The sequence below is a fragment of the Mesorhizobium sp. M0011 genome (assembly GCF_040324155.1).
Lineage (GTDB): Bacteria > Pseudomonadota > Alphaproteobacteria > Rhizobiales > Rhizobiaceae > Mesorhizobium.
In genome coordinates this window covers 143,950-161,435 of record NZ_JAMYVQ010000006.1, presented here as the reverse complement: position 1 = coordinate 161,435, position 17,486 = coordinate 143,950, and the positions used below count along the sequence as shown (strand labels likewise).

Sequence of the window (17,486 nt, the reverse complement as noted above, 5' to 3'; positions counted from 1 at the left end):
GATTTCACAGACCGGCCGTCAGCGCGCCGAACGGAGGATAGACCATGCTTCAGAAAACCAGCCATTTCATGCGGCAGGCCAATCTCATCAATGGCGAATGGGTGCAGGCCGACAGCGGCCAGACGGTTGACGTCAACAACCCGGCCACCGGCCTCAAGATCGGCACCGTGCCGAAGTCGGGCAAAGCCGAAACCCGCCGCGCCATCGCAGCCGCCGCGGAAGCTTTCAAGACCTGGCGCAAGACGACCGCGCTCGAGCGCTCGAAGCTGCTGCGCAAGCTGCATGACGCAATGATGGACAATCAGGACGTGCTGGCCGAACTGCTGACCATCGAACAGGGCAAGTCGCTGTTCGAATCGAAGGGCGAGATCGGCTCCGCCGCGGCCTACATATTGTGGTTCGCCGAGGAAGGTCGCCGCACCTATGGCGATGTCGTACCTTCGCCATGGGCGGACCGCCGCATCCTGGTGACCAAGGAGCCGGTCGGCGTCATCGCCGCCATCACGCCGTGGAATTTCCCGTCCTCGATGCTGGCCCGCAAGCTCGGCCCGGCGCTCGCCGCCGGCTGCACCGCAGTGGTCAAGCCGGCCTCGCAGACGCCATATTCGGGCCTCGCCTGGGGTGCGCTCGCAGAGGAGGTCGGCTTCCCCAAGGGCGTCGTCAACATCCTGACCGGTTCGGCAAGCGAGATCGGCGACGAGATCTGCGCCAATCCGCTGGTGTCGAAGATCACCTTCACCGGATCGACCGAAGTCGGCAAGCTTCTCATCCAGAAGTCGTCGGTCACCGTCAAGAAAGTTTCGATGGAGCTCGGTGGCAACGCGCCGTTCATTGTCTTCGATGACGCCGACCTCGAGCGTGCGGTCGCCGGTGCGATCACCGCCAAGTATCGCAATTCCGGCCAGACCTGCGTCTGCACCAACCGCTTCCTTGTCCAGGCTGGTGTCTATGACAAGTTCGTCGAGAAGCTCGCTGCCGCCAGCAATGGGCTGAAGGTCGGCTCCGGCCTCGAGGACGGCGTGCAGCAGGGGCCGCTGATCGACGAGAAGGCGGTCGAGAAGGTCGAAGAACTGATCGCCGACGCCACATCCAAGGGCGGCAAGATCGTTGCCGGCGGCAAGCGCCATGCGCTCGGCGGCTCGTTCTTCCAGCCGACCGTCATCGCCAACGCGACACCCAAGATGCGCTTCATGAAGGAAGAGATCTTTGGCCCGGTGGCGCCGGTGTTCAAGTTCGAGACCGAAGAGGAAGCGATAGCGCTCGCCAACGACACCGAATTCGGCCTCGCCTGCTACTTCTACACAGGCGATCTCGGCCGCGCCTTCCGCGTCATGGAAGGGCTGAAATACGGCATGGTCGGCGTCAACGAAGGCCTCATCACCACGCCGGAGGCACCCTTCGGCGGCGTCAAGGAATCCGGCCTCGGCAAGGAAGGCGGACATCAGGGCATCGAAGATTACCTCGATACCAAATATGTCTGCATCGGCGGCCTCGGCCTCTGATATTCTATCCCGGAGATGGGGAGGCCGATAGCCTGCCCATCTCTCATGGGAAAACCAGCCGAAGTCTTCTGGATCAACTGGCATTTACGGGCATGGCGATGAAGGACGGCGAGGTTTTCGGCACGACGCAGGCTGGCGAGCAGGTGCGTCGCTTCACGATCAGGGGCGGCGGCATCACAGCCAACATCATCGGTCTGGGCGCGATCATCCAGGATCTGCGCCTGACCGGGCACGATGCGCCGCTGGTGCTCGGCTATGACAGTCTCGAAGGCTACGAGACGGATACGGCGTTCTTCGGTGCGGTCGTCGGTCGCTACGCCAACCGCATCCGCGACGGCCGTTTCACCATTGGCGGCAGCCGCTACCAGACCGAGCAAAACTTCCTCGACAAGCATACGCTGCATGGCGGCTCGCAAGGTTACTCCCACCGGCCGTGGACGGTTTCCTTGCATGGCAGGGATTTCGTCACGCTGACCCTGCATGATCCCGACGGCGCGATGGGTTTTCCCGGCGCGCTTGATGTCACCTGCACCTACCGGTTGAAGATCCCCGGCACGCTCAGCGTCGAGCTGACAGCCACCTGTGAGGAGCCGACGCTGTGCAATCTCACCCAGCATTCCTACTTCAACCTCGATGATGGCGGCGCCGGAGACATTCTCGACCACAGGATGATGTTGAATGCCGGCGCCTATCTGCCGGTCGATGGCGACATGATCCCGACCGGGGTGGTCAAGCCGGTTGACGGCACGCCGTTCGATTTCCGCCAGGCGCGGCCGCTGCGCATGGAGACCGAGGGCGAACAGCTGCCCTACGACCAGAATTTCTGCCTCGCTTCAGCACGCGGGCCGCTCAAGCAGGCGGCATGGGCGCAAGGCGCCAGTTCCGGTGTCGAGATGGAGGTCTGGACCACTGAGCCGGGCGTCCAGCTCTATACCGGCCAGTATGTGACGCCGCGCACCGGGTTGGAAGGCCGCGACTACAAGGCTTTTTGCGGCTTCTGCCTGGAGCCGCAGATTTGGCCGGACGCGCCGAACCGGCCTTATTTCCCGCAGGCGACCCTGTGGCCGGGCGCGATCTACCACCACGTGACGGAATACAGATTCCGTCTGCCCTGAGGCCTGCCAATGTTCAGGTGAAGCCGCCTGCCCTGAATCGCAACAGACTTTAGCCGGCGAAGGCCGCGCGCAGCGTCTCGAACGGCGCCAGCGCGCCGCGCACCTGCACCACGGCGGCGGCGACGCGATGCGCACGGCGAGCTGCTTCAAGCGGGTCGTGGCCGGCAAGTCGAGCCGCAAGATAGCCGCCGTTGAAGGAATCGCCGGCGCCCGTCGTATCGGCGGGAGCGGCGACATGGATTGCCGGGACTTCGCGCAGCGTTCCTGCTTGGGCAATCAGTGCCGGCGCTTCGCCATTCTTGACGACGACCTCGCCGACGATTTGCCCGATCCGCTTAGCGGTCACTTGCGGCGTTGCATCCTCAAACAGCATCTGCTCGTCGGGAAAGGTTGGTAATGCGATATCAGTGACGGCAAGGGCTTCGACGATCGCTGCCTTCGCATCCTCGCGATTGCGCCAGAGCCGTGGCCGGTAGTTGGGGTCGAAGGCGACAAGTGAACCAGCCGAACGAGCCTTGGCGACGGCGGCCAGCAACGCAGCGCGCGAGGCTTCGTCCAGAATTGCCAAAGTGATTCCGGAAAAATAGACAAGTGCCTGATTTTCCAGGTTTTTCGATAATGCGGCCGGGTCCGAGGCAAGCTGCCGCGCGGCGGCGTCGCCACGCCAATAGGTGAAGGAACGTTCGGCTCCCGTCAGCGTGATGGCATAGAGGCCGGGCCGCGCGCCCGCTATGAGCGGGCTGGAGCCGATGCCGATGCCGTTTTCAGCGAAGAAATCGATCTGGCCTTGCGAGAATGGATCGTCGCCGAAGGCCGAGACATAGGTTGCCGGCCGCTCAGCGCTCAGTGCATGCAGCGCCCACAGCGTGTTGAACGTGTCGCCGGCAAAGCCCATGCGCCAGTTCGGTCCCGTCTGGCCCGACAGTTCGAGCATGCATTCGCCGATCGAGGCGACGCCGGTTCCCGCCATCTACAATCCTCCAGTGATCTCGGTGCTGTAGCTTTTTGCCACCGGCAGCGCCATGCTTGGCAAGCAGGGTTTTTTCCGCCACAGCGTTTTCCCACAGGCTGGCGGGATGCGATCCGTTCGGCAGAGCGTTGTCTGCGGAAGAGGAACCGGTTTGGCATCGATATGGCGTTATCTTCTGGCGGGTCTTGGTCTGGCTGCCTTGCTGGTCGGCATTCTCGCGGTCGTCTTCCTGACGGCGCCGCGGTCGTCGCTGCCTGCCGGCCCGGATGTCTCGCGGACGAAGAACACCGCCAACGCGCTGTTCGTAGCCAGCTTCGCGCCGGAGCGAGGTGTCGTGCGGCAGGGCGAACTGCAATCCTGGCTGCTGACCTTGAAGACAAAGGCAGGTGTTCCGGTGGAAGGTGCCGCGATCGCGATTTCCGGCGGCATGCCACTGCACAGTCACGGCCTGCCGACCAGCCCGCAGGCGACCGACTATCTCGGCGACGGGCGTTATCGAATCGAGGGTGTGAAGTTCACCATGAGCGGCTGGTGGCAGTTGCATTTCGCCATCTCGGCCACCGCCGGCTCCGACACGGTGCTCTTCAACGTGGTGCTGTGAGCAGGACATGAGGCGGCGTTCGCGTTTTCTGGCGCTAATGGTAGCCGTTGTCCTTACCGGTTGCACGAAGCCGGATTTTTCCGACGCCGAGAAGACCACCATCGCCTCGCTGGCGCTGTCGTCGCTGCCGGCGCTCAAGCCCGATACCACCAATCGTTTTGCCGACGTGCCGGGGGCTGCCGCACTCGGCTCGACGCTGTTCTTCGACCAAGGCATGAGCGGTGACGGGTCGATATCCTGTTCGACATGCCACAAGATCGACCGCCAGTTCCAGGACGACCTGCCGCAGGCGGTCGGGGTCGGCCGTACCAGCCGGCGCACCATGCCGCTGGCTGGCGTTGCGCACGATCCCTGGTTCTTCTGGGACGGCCGCCGCGACAGCCTGTGGGCGCAAGCGTTGACGCCGCTCGAAAATCCGCTGGAGCAGGCGGGAAACCGCGCCGCCTACGCGCATTACATCAAGGCGCGCTTCGGCGAGCGCTATGAGCGCATTTTTGGGCCGCTGCCTGACTTTTCCGGTATGCCGTTGGATGCTAGCCCTTTGGGAAACGATGCCGAGAAGGCTGCCTGGAACGCGATGAGCGGCCCGCAGCGTGACGCCGTCAACGGCGTCTTTGCCAATATAGGCAAGGCGATTGCCGCCTTCGAACGCTCGATCGCGCCCGCGCCAACGCGCTTCGACCGCTTTGCGCTGGACCTCGCCACCGGTGCCGAGCCGAAGGGCGATGCTGTCTTTTCCAAACAAGAAATCCTTGGGCTTAAACTGTTCATCGGCAAGGCCAGTTGCGTGACCTGTCACAACGGCCCGCGCTTCACCGACAACAGCTTTCACAATACCGGCGTGCAACCCGTTGCGGGCCTGCCGCCGGATCGCGGCCGTATCGATGCCGTGTACCAAGTCGAGGCCGACCCGTTCAACTGCCTCGGCGCCTATCGCGACGGCGACGCTGCCGCCTGCGGCGAACTGCGCTTCATGGTCAAGAATGCGCCGGAGTTGGTGCGCGCCTACAAGACGCCGTCGCTGCGCGGTGCGGCAACGCGGCCGCCCTACATGCATGCCGGGCAGTTTTCGTCGCTCGACGAGGTCGTGGCGCACTACGCCAAGGCTGCACCCAGCGTCGAGGGTACGTCCGAAGTTCATCCGCTGGGGCTGTCGGATCGTGAACGTGCGGCGCTGGTGGCTTTCCTGAAGACGCTTTCGGAGTGAGTTAGAGTTCGATCCATCCCGATGTATCGGGATGGGGCTCTATTTTTCTTTTTGTTTGACCATGATCTTGTCCGAAAACCGGCTTCTACTTTTCGGGATCATGGTCATCGATCCTTGACCGTCTCCATCGCCACGAAGGTCGAGGTCTGGGCAACATGGGGCAGGGCCGAGATGCGCTCGCCGAGGACGCGGCGGTAGGCGGCGATGTCCCTGGTGCGGACTTTCAGCAGATAGTCGAAGCTCGACGCCATCATGTGGCACTGCTCGATTTCCGGCACGGCTTGCACGGATCGGTTGAAGGCATCGAGCGCGGCGGACCTGGTGTCGGACAATTTCACCTGGACGAATGCAACATGGCCTTCGCCCATGCGCTCGCGGTCGATGATCGCCTGGTAGCCCCTGATGTAGCCGTCCTTCTCCAGCCGCTTCACCCGCGCCTGCACCGGCGTCTTCGACAGGCCGACCTTTGCCGCCAGTTCTGACATCGAAAGCCGGCCATCGCTTGCCAGCGCCGCCAGGATATTCCTGTCGATGCGGTCCAATTGGTCTTCTGTCATCGAAAATGCAGTCCATATGTCGGTTTTGAGCTGCTACGATAGATCGAATGACCTGCAATGTCGATTTCTTCGGACCGATTGAAAATTCGCATCTGTGCTAGCTTGCACCATTCGGTCCGGTGACCGCCGGCCCCGATCCCTTTGCTCGATCCATGGGACCGCCATGCCAGCGCTCGATGCCATCCGCCAGCAGATCCGCGCCAACTACCTGCCCGATGAAGACGAGGCCGTGAAGCGGCTTGCCGACGCGACGGCGCTCTCCGGGAAAGACCGCAAGGCGATCTCGGCCCGCGCCGCCGATCTGGTGCGGGCGGTGCGCGGTTCGTCCGATCCCCGGCTGATGGAAGTCTTCCTCTCGGCCTATGGTCTCTCCACCAAGGAAGGCGTCGCGCTGATGTGCCTGGCCGAGGCACTGTTGCGCGTGCCCGATACCGAAACGATGGACGACCTCATCGCCGACAAGATCGCGCCGCACGACTGGTCGGCGCATTCGGGCGGTTCGAGCTCCATCTTCGTCAACGCCTCGACCTGGGCGCTGATGCTGACCGGCCGCGTCCTCGATGAGGGCGAGGGCGGCATCGAGGGCACGCTGCGCTCGATGGTGCGGCGGTTGGGCGAGCCGGTCATCCGCAAGGCGGTGGCCGCCGCCATGCGCGAGATGGGCGAGCAGTTCGTGCTCGGCCGCACCATCACGGAAGCCGTCAAGCGCGGCCGGCCGATGACGCAGAAGGGCTATCTCTATTCCTTCGACATGCTGGGCGAGGCGGCCCGCACCGAGGCCGACGCCTTGCGCTATCACAAGGCCTATGCCGACGCGATTTCGTCGCTCGATTCCGGCTCCAACGGTCCTGACATCAGGCAGAACCACGGCATTTCGGTCAAGCTTTCGGCGCTGCATCCTCGCTACGAGGTGGCGCAGAAGGAAGAGATGCTGCCTGTGATGGCCGAGCGGCTCTTGTCGCTGGCGCTTGCCGCGCGCCATTCGCGTATGGGCCTCAACATCGATGCCGAGGAGGCCGATCGCCTCGATCTGTCGCTCGACGTCATCGAGCGGGTGCTGGCCGAGCCGGAGCTCGCCGGCTGGAACGGCTTCGGCGTGGTGGTGCAGGCGTATGGGCCACGCGCGGCTTTCGCCATCGATTGGCTCTATGCGCTGGCCAGGAAATACGACCGCAACATCATGGTGCGGCTGGTCAAGGGTGCCTATTGGGACACCGAGATCAAGCGGGCGCAGACGCTCGGACTGTCAGGCTATCCCGTCTTCACCCGCAAGACCAACACCGACGTTTCCTACATGGCTTGCGCGAAAAAGCTGCTATCGATGACCGACCGCATCTATCCGCAATTCGCCACCCACAATGCCCACACCGTCGCCGCCATCTTGGCGATGGCGGATAATCGCGATTCCTTCGAGTTCCAGCGCCTGCACGGCATGGGCGAGGCGCTGCACGAGACGGTGCGCCGGTCCGAAGGCACGCGCTGCCGCATCTACGCGCCGGTCGGTGCGCATTCCGATCTGCTGGCCTATCTGGTCCGCCGGTTGCTGGAGAACGGCGCCAATTCCTCCTTCGTGCACCAGCTGACCGACGAGGACGTCGAGCCGGAGGACATTGCGCGCGATCCGCTCGAAACGGTCGAGAGCCAGGGTCCGGCCGCCAATCCGGCGATTGCCCGGCCTTCCGAGATTTTTGGGGCCGGGCGTCGCAATTCGAAAGGATTCGACATCACCGACACGGTGACGCTGGCGGCGATCGACAAGGCCAGGGCGGCCTTCGCTGGGCCGGATCGTTGGCATGCCAAGCCGATCACCCGTGCCGCCGGCTACGGCAAGCAGCGTCCCATAGTCAACCCAGCAAAGCCTTCCGAAGTGGTCGGTACGGTCAGCGAAGCCGCCGCCAAGCAAGTCGCGACCGCCGTGCGCTTTGCGGTGGAAGCGCAGCCGGCATGGGCAAAACGTTCCGTCGCCGAGCGCGCTGCCATCCTCAACCGTGCCGCCGATCTCTATGAAGCCAATGCCGTCGAGTTCTTTGCACTCGCCACCCGCGAGGCCGGCAAATCGCTGGCCGACGGCGTCGCCGAAGTGCGCGAGGCGGTCGACTTCCTGCGCTACTACGCCACCGAGGCGGCTAATGCGGAGGCGGGCACGCAAGCGCGCGGCGCCATCGTGTGCATTTCGCCGTGGAATTTCCCGCTCGCCATCTTCACCGGCCAGATCGCGGCCGCACTTGTCACCGGCAATTCGGTCATCGCCAAGCCGGCCGAGCAGACGCCGCTGATCGCCTTCCGGGCTGTCGAGCTGCTGCGCGAGGCCGGTGTGCCGGAAGACGTCATCCAGTTGCTCCCTGGCGACGGCCCATCGGTCGGCGGGCCGCTTACATCAGATCCGCGCATCGCCGGCGTCTGCTTTACCGGCTCGACCGAGGTCGCCAAGCTGATCGAGAAGCAACTGGCCGAGACGGCCGCGCCCAACGCCATGCTGATCGCCGAGACGGGCGGCCTCAACGCCATGATCGTTGATTCCACCGCGCTGCCCGAACAGGCGGTGCGCGACATCCTCGCCTCGGCTTTCCAGAGTGCCGGCCAGCGTTGCTCGGCACTGCGCGTGCTCTATGTGCAGAAGGACGTGGAGAAGAAGATGCTGGAGATGCTGAAGGGCGCCATGGAGGCGCTCAGCATCGGCGATCCCTGGCGGATTTCGACCGATGTCGGCCCTGTCATCGACGACGAAGCGCAAAGCTCGATCCGCGAGTACTGCACGAAAATGGGCCTGCAGGGCCGGCTCCTCGCCAAGCTCGAGGCGCCGAAGGAAGGTCGCTTCGTCGCGCCGCATGTTTTCCGGGTCAAGGGTATCGAGGACATGGAGCGCGAGGTGTTCGGGCCGGTGCTGCATGTCGCTACGTTCGACGCCGACGAGATCGACGCGGTCATCGCCGCCATCAACCGCAAGGGCTATGGCCTGACCTTCGGCCTGCACACCCGCATCGAGGGTCGCGTCCAGCATTTCGTCGACGGCATTCATGCCGGCAACATCTACGTCAACCGCAACCAGATCGGCGCCGTGGTCGGCTCGCAGCCGTTTGGTGGCGAGGGGCTTTCAGGCACCGGGCCGAAGGCCGGCGGCCCGCACTACCTCCGCCGGTTCCGCAAAGGGCCGGAGGCTGGCACCCATTTGCAGGATGGCCATAAGGTCACGGCGACCGAGCTTGCCGACAATCTGCCCGATCCCACACTTGGCGGCTGGTCGACGCGTCCGGACCGGATCGCCATTCTGAGGAAGCATCTGCGCGGCAAGGGTGCTGCGGCCATAGGTGCGGCCGCCGGCATCGATTTCGGCCAGATCGACCTGCCCGGGCCGACCGGCGAGGCCAACACGCTCTCGCTCTCGCCACGCGGACGGGTGCTGTGCCTCGGTCCCGATGGTGATACGCTGCTGGCGCAGACGATCCAGGCGCTCGCCGCCGGCAATGCCGTTCTGGCCGTTGCGCCGGGTGCACCGGCAGCCCTTTCCGCGTTGACCGGCAAGGGCCTGCCGCTGGCCGCCATCGACGGCCGGCCGGATCCGGTCGAGGCGCGCGCGCTACGCGTCGATGTCGTCGCTTTTTCCGGCACGTCCGAGGCCGCGCGCATCGTGCGCAAGGTCATCGCCGACCGCTCCGGCCCGATCGTGCCGCTGGTCACCGAGGTGCTCAACCCGGCGGCTTATGCGCATGAGCGCGCGGTCTGCGTCGACACCACCGCCGCGGGCGGCAATGCGAGCTTGCTGGCCGGAGCTTGATCCCGGCCAGTATTTAAGCGCCTTCGACGACCGAAAAACCCTCGAACTGGGGGTGACCGAGATAGTGGACCTTCGTCGTGCCGACATTTCGATGGGCGGCGCGGAAATTCTCCGACTTGGTCCAGGCGATGAAATCCTCGTGGCTCGCCCACACCGTGTGCGACGCAAACAGCGTGTAGCCTTCGGTCTCGTTGACCGGGCCACGCAGCAGGTGGAATTCCCGAAAACCCTTCATCTCAGCGAGGCTGGAATCGCGGTTCTTCCACACGGCTTCGAAATCGTTCTCCGAGCCGGTCTGCACCTTGAAGCGGTTCATGGCGATGTACATGGCGGTTCCTTTCGTGCGGATGTTGATGATTGGCGGCTGCAGCGTTTGTTCTGCGCACATTCAAAATGGGCCGATTTCGGTCTCGAACTCCAAATTTGCGCTTGCTGCCTGTGGTGGAATCGGAGGGAAGGGGGCTGCCTTGCGGACAATGCCAAGCGCTGCCTGATCGAAAGCCGCCGATCCTGAGGTTTCCAGAATGCGCAACTTGTTTATGTTGCCCTTCCTGCCTATGACGAATGTGACAACCGCATTGTTGCGTGCCGCCAGCTGTAGGGAAGGCGGGAGGGTGCGATTGACGCTGCCGAGTTTTCTAAAAACATCGCCGCGGTAGTTGTCTTCCGCGGCCGTGCCTGCCTCTTTTTGCCTTTTGCCCTTGCTGGCTGCTTGCGCCGACCGGTCCTCGCCATTCGCCGTGCCGCGTTTCTCATCCGCCGTCTTTGAAGGGGCAGCTGCCGACGTTGGCCTGGCGCTGGGGATCGGTGGCTGCTCTGGAACGGCGACAGGCACTTCGGCGCTCTCGGCCTGCACGGTCGGCTGCGCTGGCGTTTCGGCCTTGGGAGCCACGCTCTGGTCATCGGGGCGAGGGGCGCCGGCCACCAATATGTCGGGCGTCACCGTCTGCTGTTTGGCAGGTTCCGGCAAAGGCTTGAGCGGCTTTGCTGCGTCCTTCGCGGGTTGCGAAGGGTCCGTTGGCGGCGACGGCTTGGGCGGCGTTGCCGGCTGTGGTTTGGCCGGTTGCGGGCTGGGCACCAGTGCAACATTTATTGTCGTCGGGTCCTTGTCCAGCGCACTGCCGACCACGTTGGTGCCCGACTGATCACTGCCTTCCGGCTGCTCGGCACCTTGGAAACTAGAGATCCCCGTAGAGGAGATCAGAAAGGCCGCTGCCACCGCGGCATGGAGCAGGCAGGAGACGACGATCGCCGCCGTCCACTTGCGGTTCCAGGCCGATGGCCGCGGTAGCGCGAGCGGCTCGGTTGGCTCTATCGCCAGCTCGGCGCTGGCTTCGGGGAGGGGACTGATATCCTGCATGTCTCGCCGCGAGACCTGCAGCGACAAGAGCAGAATTGTCAAATCAAGATCGTTAGCTCGCAGCGGCAGTCGGCAGTCGCCGGCAGCTGGCCACGCGGCTTTGTTTTGCAGGAATGCGGGATGCAGTCCCACCTTAGACTCCGAAAGCGATCCCGGTCTTGGTGTCCGTCTTCAGCTTGCGCATGCAGGCGTTCGGTTCGACGCCGGTACCGGTGCATTCGGTCGCGCTGTTGATCAGCACGCGGCTGACTTTCGAGCACTCGGTGCCGGCCAGATCGAAACGCGTCACCTTGGTCTTGCCCGCCGGCAATTCCTTGAAATCGAGCACGGTCAGCCGGTCGACGACGCCTGCCTCGTTGAACAAGGCGATCTCGAACGCAGCCTTGGACAGGTCGGCGCCGAGATTGTTGTTGACCACGAACGTCAGGCGGCAACCCTTGTCGGAAGGTTGCGCACCATTGAGTTCTAGGGTGAGTGCGGGGACCGGCGCGGACTCTTGTGCCCACGCCGGAACCATCGCAAGCGACATCGCCAGCATCGAGGTCAGCAGACGAAGGGATGTCATCAAGCTCGTCATGGTCATCAGCCTCCAAATCGCATCGTCGCCGCCAGCTTCAGGGTGACGCCGGGCTCGTAGGCCGCGAAGACCGGCTGCGGCGGCTGGCCGGCCGTGGTCAGGTTGAGCGGGTTGGCGTATTTGACATCGAACAGATTGTCGGCGCGGAAATCAATCTTCAAATTGTCCGTCGCCTGGTAGCTGGCAAAAGCATTGACCAGCGTGTAGTCCTCGGCGATCGGGTTGCCCTTGGGCTTGCCATTGTATTGCACTTCGCCGCCCACGGTTAGCTTGTCCTCGAGGAAGCGCAAGCCGAGCTGCGCGGTGACCTGGGATGAGGGGATGGTCAGCAGATCGGCCCGAACGTCCCTGTAGGAAATGGTATGACCATTGGTGATTGAGGCCGAAAGCCCGGCATAGCCCCATCCCGCATCATAGACGCCCTCAAGTTCGAAGCCGTCGATCTTGGCCTTGGCAAAATTCTGGTACTGGAAGCATATCGGGATACCGGGTCCGCTCGGGCAGCCGGCTGTCGGGTCAAACCGCGACAGGGTAACGCCATCGATGTAGTCTTCGACATCGTTGTTGAAATAGGCTGCCTTGATGCGCAGCGCATCGTCGGCTTCGAGGATGTCATTCTGCTTGTAGTTGACGCCGAATTCGACGGTCTTTCCGGTTTCCGGCCGCAGATCGGGATTGGGCAGGAACGGGAAGGTGACACCCGCCGGATGGCGACCGCTGATCAGTGTTTCCGACAGGGAGGGTGACCGGTATCCTTCCGCATAGGTGCCGTAGAATTGCAGGCCGGCAAGGCTGGCGCTGCCGAAAGGCGAGACGCCGACGGTGATGCGCGGCGACAACCGGTCCCCCGACGTTTCGTGTGTGTCATCCTTGAGGCTGTAATTGTCGTAACGCAGCCCGGCGATGACTTCGAGCCAGTCCCAGGTGAGCTTGTCCTGGACATAGGCGCCTGACACGTTCCGCTTACCGGAGGGCGTGTAAAAACTGTCGCCGCCGGCCGTGCCGCCAGTCTTGACGTTATCGCCGGCCCAGTCGCCGCCATAGGTCAGTTCGTGCGCGATACCCGCGGTCTCGTATCTGGATGTGTTCCAGATATCGATGCCGGTCGTGCCGATGTCGAATGTCGATGTCGAGCCAGCCGGCAAAACAACTGGAAGGCCGGTGCTCGGATCAAACCGGTTGAGAGGCACGAGGCTGGTCAGATCGAGATTGGTCTTGTTGTAGGAGGTGTTGATATGGAGATCGAGCCAGCTCTTGTCCTCATCCGTAATGTTGTAGCGGGCGGTGAAGGTGTTCGACTTCAGGTCGACGTCATTGACGGGCACGCCGCCGCTGATCTCGTTCCAGCCGTCGCTTGAGCCGACCCAGCCGAGCTTCAGTTCACTGTTGTCGGTCGGGCGGATGGTGGTCTTGAGCAGGCCACTGAGCACGTCGAAGCCGGTGCCCTTGACGGTGTCACCGCCGCCATCCTTGTAGTCGTCGTAGTCGCGGTAGACTATGTTGCCGAGCGCATCCCAGTTCTCGTTGAAGCGGTAGGCGCCGGATGCGCTGGTGGTCCAGCCCTTGCCGTTGCTCTCATAGCGTCCCGTGACGGAACCGGCCCACGTCTCGTCCCGCTTGAGAAAGTCCGTGGCGTCCTTGGTATCGAAGAAGACGACGCCGCCGATGGCGCCCGAGCCGTAGGTGTTGGCGACAGGACCACGGATCACGTCGACGGATTTGACGAGTTCCGGGTCGATATAGAAGGTCGACTGCGTGCCGTGGTCGGAGCGCTGGAAATTCTGCCGTGCGCCGTCGACGATAACCGCGACGCGGCCGAAATCCTGCAAGCCGCGGATATTGATGCTGGTGCTGACGCGCCTGGCGTCGGCCTGCGCCGCGACACCGGGCACGCCCAGCAGCATCTCATTGGGCGTCGTCGCCATGCGGCGGTCGAGCTGTTCCTGGTCGAGATGGCTGGCCGAGGCCAGCGATTCGATCGCCGTCTCGCCGGTGCGGCTGATGACGAGGATCTTGTCGAGCAGCGTTGCTCCCGCTGGTGCGGCGTTTTCTTCTTCAGCCTTCTTCGTTTGATCTGTCGGCTGCGCCGCTTGCTGGGCGTTGGCCAACTGCGCCGACAAGGCGATCGCCGCCACGCTTGCCAGCAATGCCGCCGCACCGTTCGCCGCCGACCGGCCACGCCATTCCCAAATCACCAACCCCATGCCCCAACTCCAGGTTTCGTGCTGGCTGGCCCCGGGGCTGGCTGGCATTTTTGATCGTCTCCGGCGTCTTAAATGTTGAGTCACTGATCCGGTATTGCACTGACTAATAAACATGATTATTCAAGTCAAGAAATGAATCGGATTACGCAACGCCTAGCCAGACGCCCGGCACAGGAAAGGGATCGATCCAGATGAACACCCACAATCCCAACGATTTTCGCTATCGCGTCCGCCGTTCCGACGATGCCTCCCCCCGTTTCGACCGGGTTCCGCTGGCGGTACGAACCCTTTCCAGCAACACCCTGTTCCAGGGCGAGCACGAGATAGGCATCGAGCATCACGGTGCGCTCTACCGGCTGAAGATCACCCGTCAGGGCAAGCTCATCCTCAACAAGTAAGGCTAGAGCGGTTCACCGTTTCACGGAAACCCCGAACCACTCTATCTCTTTGTTTTAACGCAATTCCGGACGGAAAACCGTTTCACACTTTTCCTGGAATTGCTCTAGGCAGCAGGAACGAAATATGGACCAGCGCGTAAAACCCGCCCCGCATGAAATCCGGCGGGCACGGACAGACAATCCGAAGACGCGCGAGCGTGATCTGGCTGCCCAGCTCGGCATTTCGGAAGCCGAACTGGTCGCCGCGCATTGCGGCGACGGCGTCGTGCGCGTCGAGCCGCGCGTCAACGATCTTCTGACCGGCCTCGAGGCCGTCGGCGAGGTCATGGCGCTGACCCGCAATGAGAGCGCGGTGCACGAGAAGATCGGCGTCTATGACAAGGTCGTCACCGGCAACCACAATGCCATGGTGCTTGGCGAAAACATCGACCTGCGCATCTTCCCGAAGGTCTGGGCACACGGCTTTGCCGTCGAGAAGCGAGACGGCGACCAAATCCGCCGCAGCCTGCAGTTTTTCGATGCGGCGGGCGAGGCCGTGCACAAGGTGCATCTGCGTCCGGCCTCCAGCCTCTATGCCTATCAGAAACTGGTTGCCGCGCTCGAATCGTCCAATCAGGAGCCGACGGTCGACATTTCAGGACCACTCCCCGATGACGAGATCCATGGCGACGAAACGGCCGCCAATCTCGACGATCTGCGAGACCGCTGGAGCCGGCTGACCGATGTGCACCAGTTCTTCGGTATGCTGAAGACGCTGAAGCTGAGCCGCCGGCAAGCGGTGCGCCTGGTCGGGCAAGACTATGCCTGGCAGCTCGACAATGATGCCGTCCGCGCCATGTTGCATCACGCCGCGGAGGGCGAGATGCCGATCATGTGCTTTGTGGGAAACCGCGGCTGCATCCAGATCCATTCCGGTCCGATCAAGTCGATCAAGCCGATGGGGCCATGGATCAACGTGCTGGACGAAACCTTCCACCTGCATTTGCGGACCGACCACATCCAGGAGGTCTGGGCGGTGCGCAAGCCGACCAAGGACGGTCATGTCACCTCGCTTGAGGTCTATGACGCCGACGGCAAGATGTTCATCCAGTTCTTCGGCAAGCGTCATGAAGGCGAAAGCGAGCGGGACGACTGGCGCTTCCTGGCGGAAAACCTGCCGCGCATCCCAAGCCCGACCGCAGCCTGAGGAAAATGCGATGCGTTTTTTCCCAAGATTGTCGACCGTGCGCGGATCTATTTTCGGGCCGGTGATCGGTCTCTCCATAGCTGTTATCGCACTGCAATCCGCCAGCGCCATGGAAGGCACGGCCGTGTTTGCCGATCCTTCGAAAATCGTGGCCGTTGGCGGCTCGATCACCGAGATCGTCTATGCGCTCGGCGAGGAAAAGCATCTGGTGGCTCGCGATTCCACCAGCCGGTACCCAAAGGCGGCGCTTGAGCTGCCCGATGTCGGCTACATGCGCGCGCTGTCGCCGGAGGGGGTGCTGTCGGTTAACCCGACCGGCATCCTGGCGCTGCATGGCAGCGGTCCCAAGGAAGCCGTCGATGTCTTGAAGAAGACGAGCGTTCCTTTCATCGAAGTGCCCGAGCACTATAGCCACGAAGGCATCCTCGAAAAGGTCCGTATCGTCGGCAAGGCGCTCGGCGTCGACGCCAAGGCCGAGGTGCTCGCCGGGGAGCTCGATGCCAAGCTCACGGCAGCCGAGAAGCAGACGGCGTCGATCAAGGAACGCAAGCGCATCCTGTTCGTGCTGTCGATACAGGGCGGCAAGATCCTGGCGGCCGGCAGCGAGACCGCGGCCGACGGTATGGTCAAGCTGGCTGGCGGCGTCAACGCGGTCCAGGGCTTTTCCGGCTACAAGCAAATGTCCGACGAGGCGATCATAACCGCCAGACCGGACGTGATCCTGATGATGAGCAATGCCGGGCCTCCGGTGTCGGACGACGAACTGTTCGGCAATCCGTCGATCGCCTCGACGCCGGCCGGAACGGCGCGCAAGCTGATCCGCATCGACGGTGCCTATCTGCTCGGCTTCGGGCCACGCACGGCCGATGCTATCCACGACCTCGCTGTCTCGCTTTATGGCGGGCAGGTCACGGACTGAACGGGCGGATCATGGTCGATCAATCGATCGCCGGCCCGGTGATGGCAAGCGTATCCGAAGGCGACCGGTCGGGCCGCGCCCGCATTGTGATCCTTCTGCTGTGCCTGGGGCTGGCGGCTGCCATTTTTCTGTCGCTGACATCAGGAGCGTCGGACGCATCGGCCGTCAACGTCATTGGCGACTGGCTGTTCGGCACAGTGCCTGACAACGTCGCGTTGAGCGCCCGCGATAGCCTGATCGTCTACGACATCCGCCTGCCGCGTATCATCCTCGGCATGCTGGTCGGCGCGGCGCTCGCGGTCTCCGGCGCGGTCATGCAGGGGCTGTTCCGCAATCCGCTGGCGGACCCCGGCCTGATCGGCGTCTCGGCCGGCTCCAGCCTCGGCGCGGTTGCCGTCATCGTGCTCGGCGCGACGATATTGGCTCCGGTGACAGCCTTGCTTGGCACATTTGCCCTGCCGCTGGCGGCCTTCTGTGGCGGGCTCGCTACCACGCTGGTGCTTTATCAGGTAGCGACGCGGCGAGGGCAAACCTCGGTTGCCACAATGCTGCTCGCCGGCATCGCGCTGGCGGCGCTCGCCATGGCGCTGACCGGCATCCTCATCTTCATGGCCGACGATCGCCAGTTGCGCGACCTGACCTTCTGGCAACTCGGATCGCTCGGTGGCGCGACTTGGGCGAAGATCGCGTCGGTAGGGCCGATCATTGTGCTGGCGCTGGCGGCGATGCCGTTCCTGGCACGCGGCCTCAACGCGCTTGCGCTGGGCGAGGCGACCGCCGGCCATCTCGGCATTCCGGTGCAGCGGCTGAAATACACGGCCATCATCGGCGTCTCCGCCGCGGTCGGAGCGTCCGTCGCCGTTAGCGGCGGCATCGGCTTTGTCGGCATCGTGGTGCCGCATCTGCTGCGCCTGCTGATTGGTCCGGACAATCGCTATCTGCTGCCGGCGTCGGCGCTGCTCGGTGCCTCGCTGCTGCTTCTGGCCGATGCGGTCGCACGCACCATCGTTGCGCCGGCCGAACTGCCGATAGGTATCGTCACCGCGATAGCGGGCGCGCCGTTTTTCCTTTGGATCCTGCTGCGCAAGCGCGGCGTGGTTGATTTGTGAGGCTTG

15 protein-coding genes are annotated in these 17,486 nt (G+C 63.4%); 9 read left to right on the top strand and 6 right to left on the bottom strand.

Going from position 1 to position 17,486, the window contains the following annotated elements; all coding sequences use genetic code 11:
- Positions 1–44: 44 nt before the first annotated feature.
- Positions 45–1,502, top strand: a complete 1,458-nt coding sequence (locus tag NKK51_RS09380; protein ID WP_352552431.1) for an NAD-dependent succinate-semialdehyde dehydrogenase — start codon at positions 45–47, stop codon at positions 1,500–1,502.
- A gap of 92 nt (positions 1,503–1,594) precedes the next feature.
- Positions 1,595–2,617 (top strand): aldose epimerase family protein, encoded by a 1,023-nt coding sequence (locus tag NKK51_RS09375; RefSeq protein ID WP_352552429.1) that lies wholly within the window; start codon positions 1,595–1,597, stop codon positions 2,615–2,617.
- Positions 2,618–2,666: 49 nt separating this feature from the next.
- On the opposite strand, the gene NKK51_RS09370 is transcribed toward NKK51_RS09375, so the two are convergent.
- Positions 2,667–3,587 (bottom strand): sugar kinase, encoded by a 921-nt coding sequence (locus tag NKK51_RS09370; RefSeq protein ID WP_352552427.1) that lies wholly within the window; start codon positions 3,585–3,587, stop codon positions 2,667–2,669.
- A gap of 151 nt (positions 3,588–3,738) precedes the next feature.
- On the opposite strand from NKK51_RS09370, the gene NKK51_RS09365 reads away from it, so the two are divergent.
- Both NKK51_RS09365 and NKK51_RS09360 read left to right on the top strand, forming a co-directional pair.
- Entirely contained in the window at positions 3,739–4,188 is a 450-nt protein-coding gene (locus tag NKK51_RS09365; RefSeq protein ID WP_027039042.1) for a FixH family protein, read from the top strand.
- 7 nt (positions 4,189–4,195) lie between these two features.
- A complete protein-coding gene (locus tag NKK51_RS09360) occupies positions 4,196–5,395 on the top strand; it encodes a cytochrome-c peroxidase (RefSeq protein ID WP_352552425.1) in 1,200 nt (399 codons plus the stop codon).
- A 104-nt stretch (positions 5,396–5,499) separates the two neighbouring features.
- Here NKK51_RS09360 and NKK51_RS09355 read toward each other — a convergent pair whose 3' ends face one another.
- Entirely contained in the window at positions 5,500–5,952 is a 453-nt protein-coding gene (locus tag NKK51_RS09355) for an Lrp/AsnC family transcriptional regulator (RefSeq protein WP_056596145.1), read from the bottom strand.
- A gap of 163 nt (positions 5,953–6,115) precedes the next feature.
- On the opposite strand from NKK51_RS09355, the gene putA reads away from it, so the two are divergent.
- Positions 6,116–9,727 (top strand): bifunctional proline dehydrogenase/L-glutamate gamma-semialdehyde dehydrogenase PutA, encoded by a 3,612-nt coding sequence (putA, locus tag NKK51_RS09350; RefSeq protein WP_352552423.1) that lies wholly within the window; start codon positions 6,116–6,118, stop codon positions 9,725–9,727.
- Positions 9,728–9,740: 13 nt separating this feature from the next.
- On the opposite strand, the gene hmuQ is transcribed toward putA, so the two are convergent.
- Genes hmuQ through NKK51_RS09330 form a run of 4 tightly spaced genes read right to left on the bottom strand, consistent with a single transcriptional unit; the run spans position 9,741 to position 13,868 of the window.
- On the bottom strand, positions 9,741–10,055 hold the full coding sequence (gene hmuQ, locus NKK51_RS09345) for a heme-degrading protein HmuQ (RefSeq protein ID WP_023812250.1): 315 nt from the start codon (positions 10,053–10,055) through the stop codon (positions 9,741–9,743).
- Between the two features lie 60 nt (positions 10,056–10,115).
- Positions 10,116–11,219 carry an energy transducer TonB gene (locus NKK51_RS09340; RefSeq protein WP_352552421.1) on the bottom strand — a complete coding sequence of 368 codons (1,104 nt, stop codon included), beginning with the start codon at positions 11,217–11,219 and terminating at the stop codon, positions 10,116–10,118.
- A gap of 1 nt (position 11,220) precedes the next feature.
- Positions 11,221–11,664: a hypothetical protein gene (locus tag NKK51_RS09335; protein WP_023812248.1), complete on the bottom strand. Its 444-nt coding sequence runs from the start codon at positions 11,662–11,664 to the stop codon at positions 11,221–11,223.
- A 5-nt stretch (positions 11,665–11,669) separates the two neighbouring features.
- On the bottom strand, positions 11,670–13,868 hold the full coding sequence (locus tag NKK51_RS09330; RefSeq protein ID WP_352552541.1) for a TonB-dependent hemoglobin/transferrin/lactoferrin family receptor: 2,199 nt from the start codon (positions 13,866–13,868) through the stop codon (positions 11,670–11,672).
- Between the two features lie 191 nt (positions 13,869–14,059).
- Between NKK51_RS09330 and hemP the strand changes: the two genes are divergently transcribed.
- From hemP to NKK51_RS09310, 4 genes are all read left to right on the top strand, one after another.
- Positions 14,060–14,266 carry a hemin uptake protein HemP gene (gene hemP, locus NKK51_RS09325; RefSeq protein WP_063172343.1) on the top strand — a complete coding sequence of 69 codons (207 nt, stop codon included), beginning with the start codon at positions 14,060–14,062 and terminating at the stop codon, positions 14,264–14,266.
- A gap of 124 nt (positions 14,267–14,390) precedes the next feature.
- The gene (locus tag NKK51_RS09320) at positions 14,391–15,452 is read left to right on the top strand and encodes a hemin-degrading factor (RefSeq protein ID WP_352552420.1); all 1,062 of its coding nucleotides are present in this window, start codon (positions 14,391–14,393) and stop codon (positions 15,450–15,452) included.
- A gap of 10 nt (positions 15,453–15,462) precedes the next feature.
- Positions 15,463–16,371, top strand: coding sequence for a heme/hemin ABC transporter substrate-binding protein (locus tag NKK51_RS09315; protein ID WP_352552418.1), 909 nt, complete (start codon positions 15,463–15,465; stop codon positions 16,369–16,371).
- A gap of 11 nt (positions 16,372–16,382) precedes the next feature.
- Positions 16,383–17,480 carry a FecCD family ABC transporter permease gene (locus NKK51_RS09310; protein ID WP_352552416.1) on the top strand — a complete coding sequence of 366 codons (1,098 nt, stop codon included), beginning with the start codon at positions 16,383–16,385 and terminating at the stop codon, positions 17,478–17,480.
- The last annotated feature ends 6 nt before the right edge of the window (positions 17,481–17,486 follow it).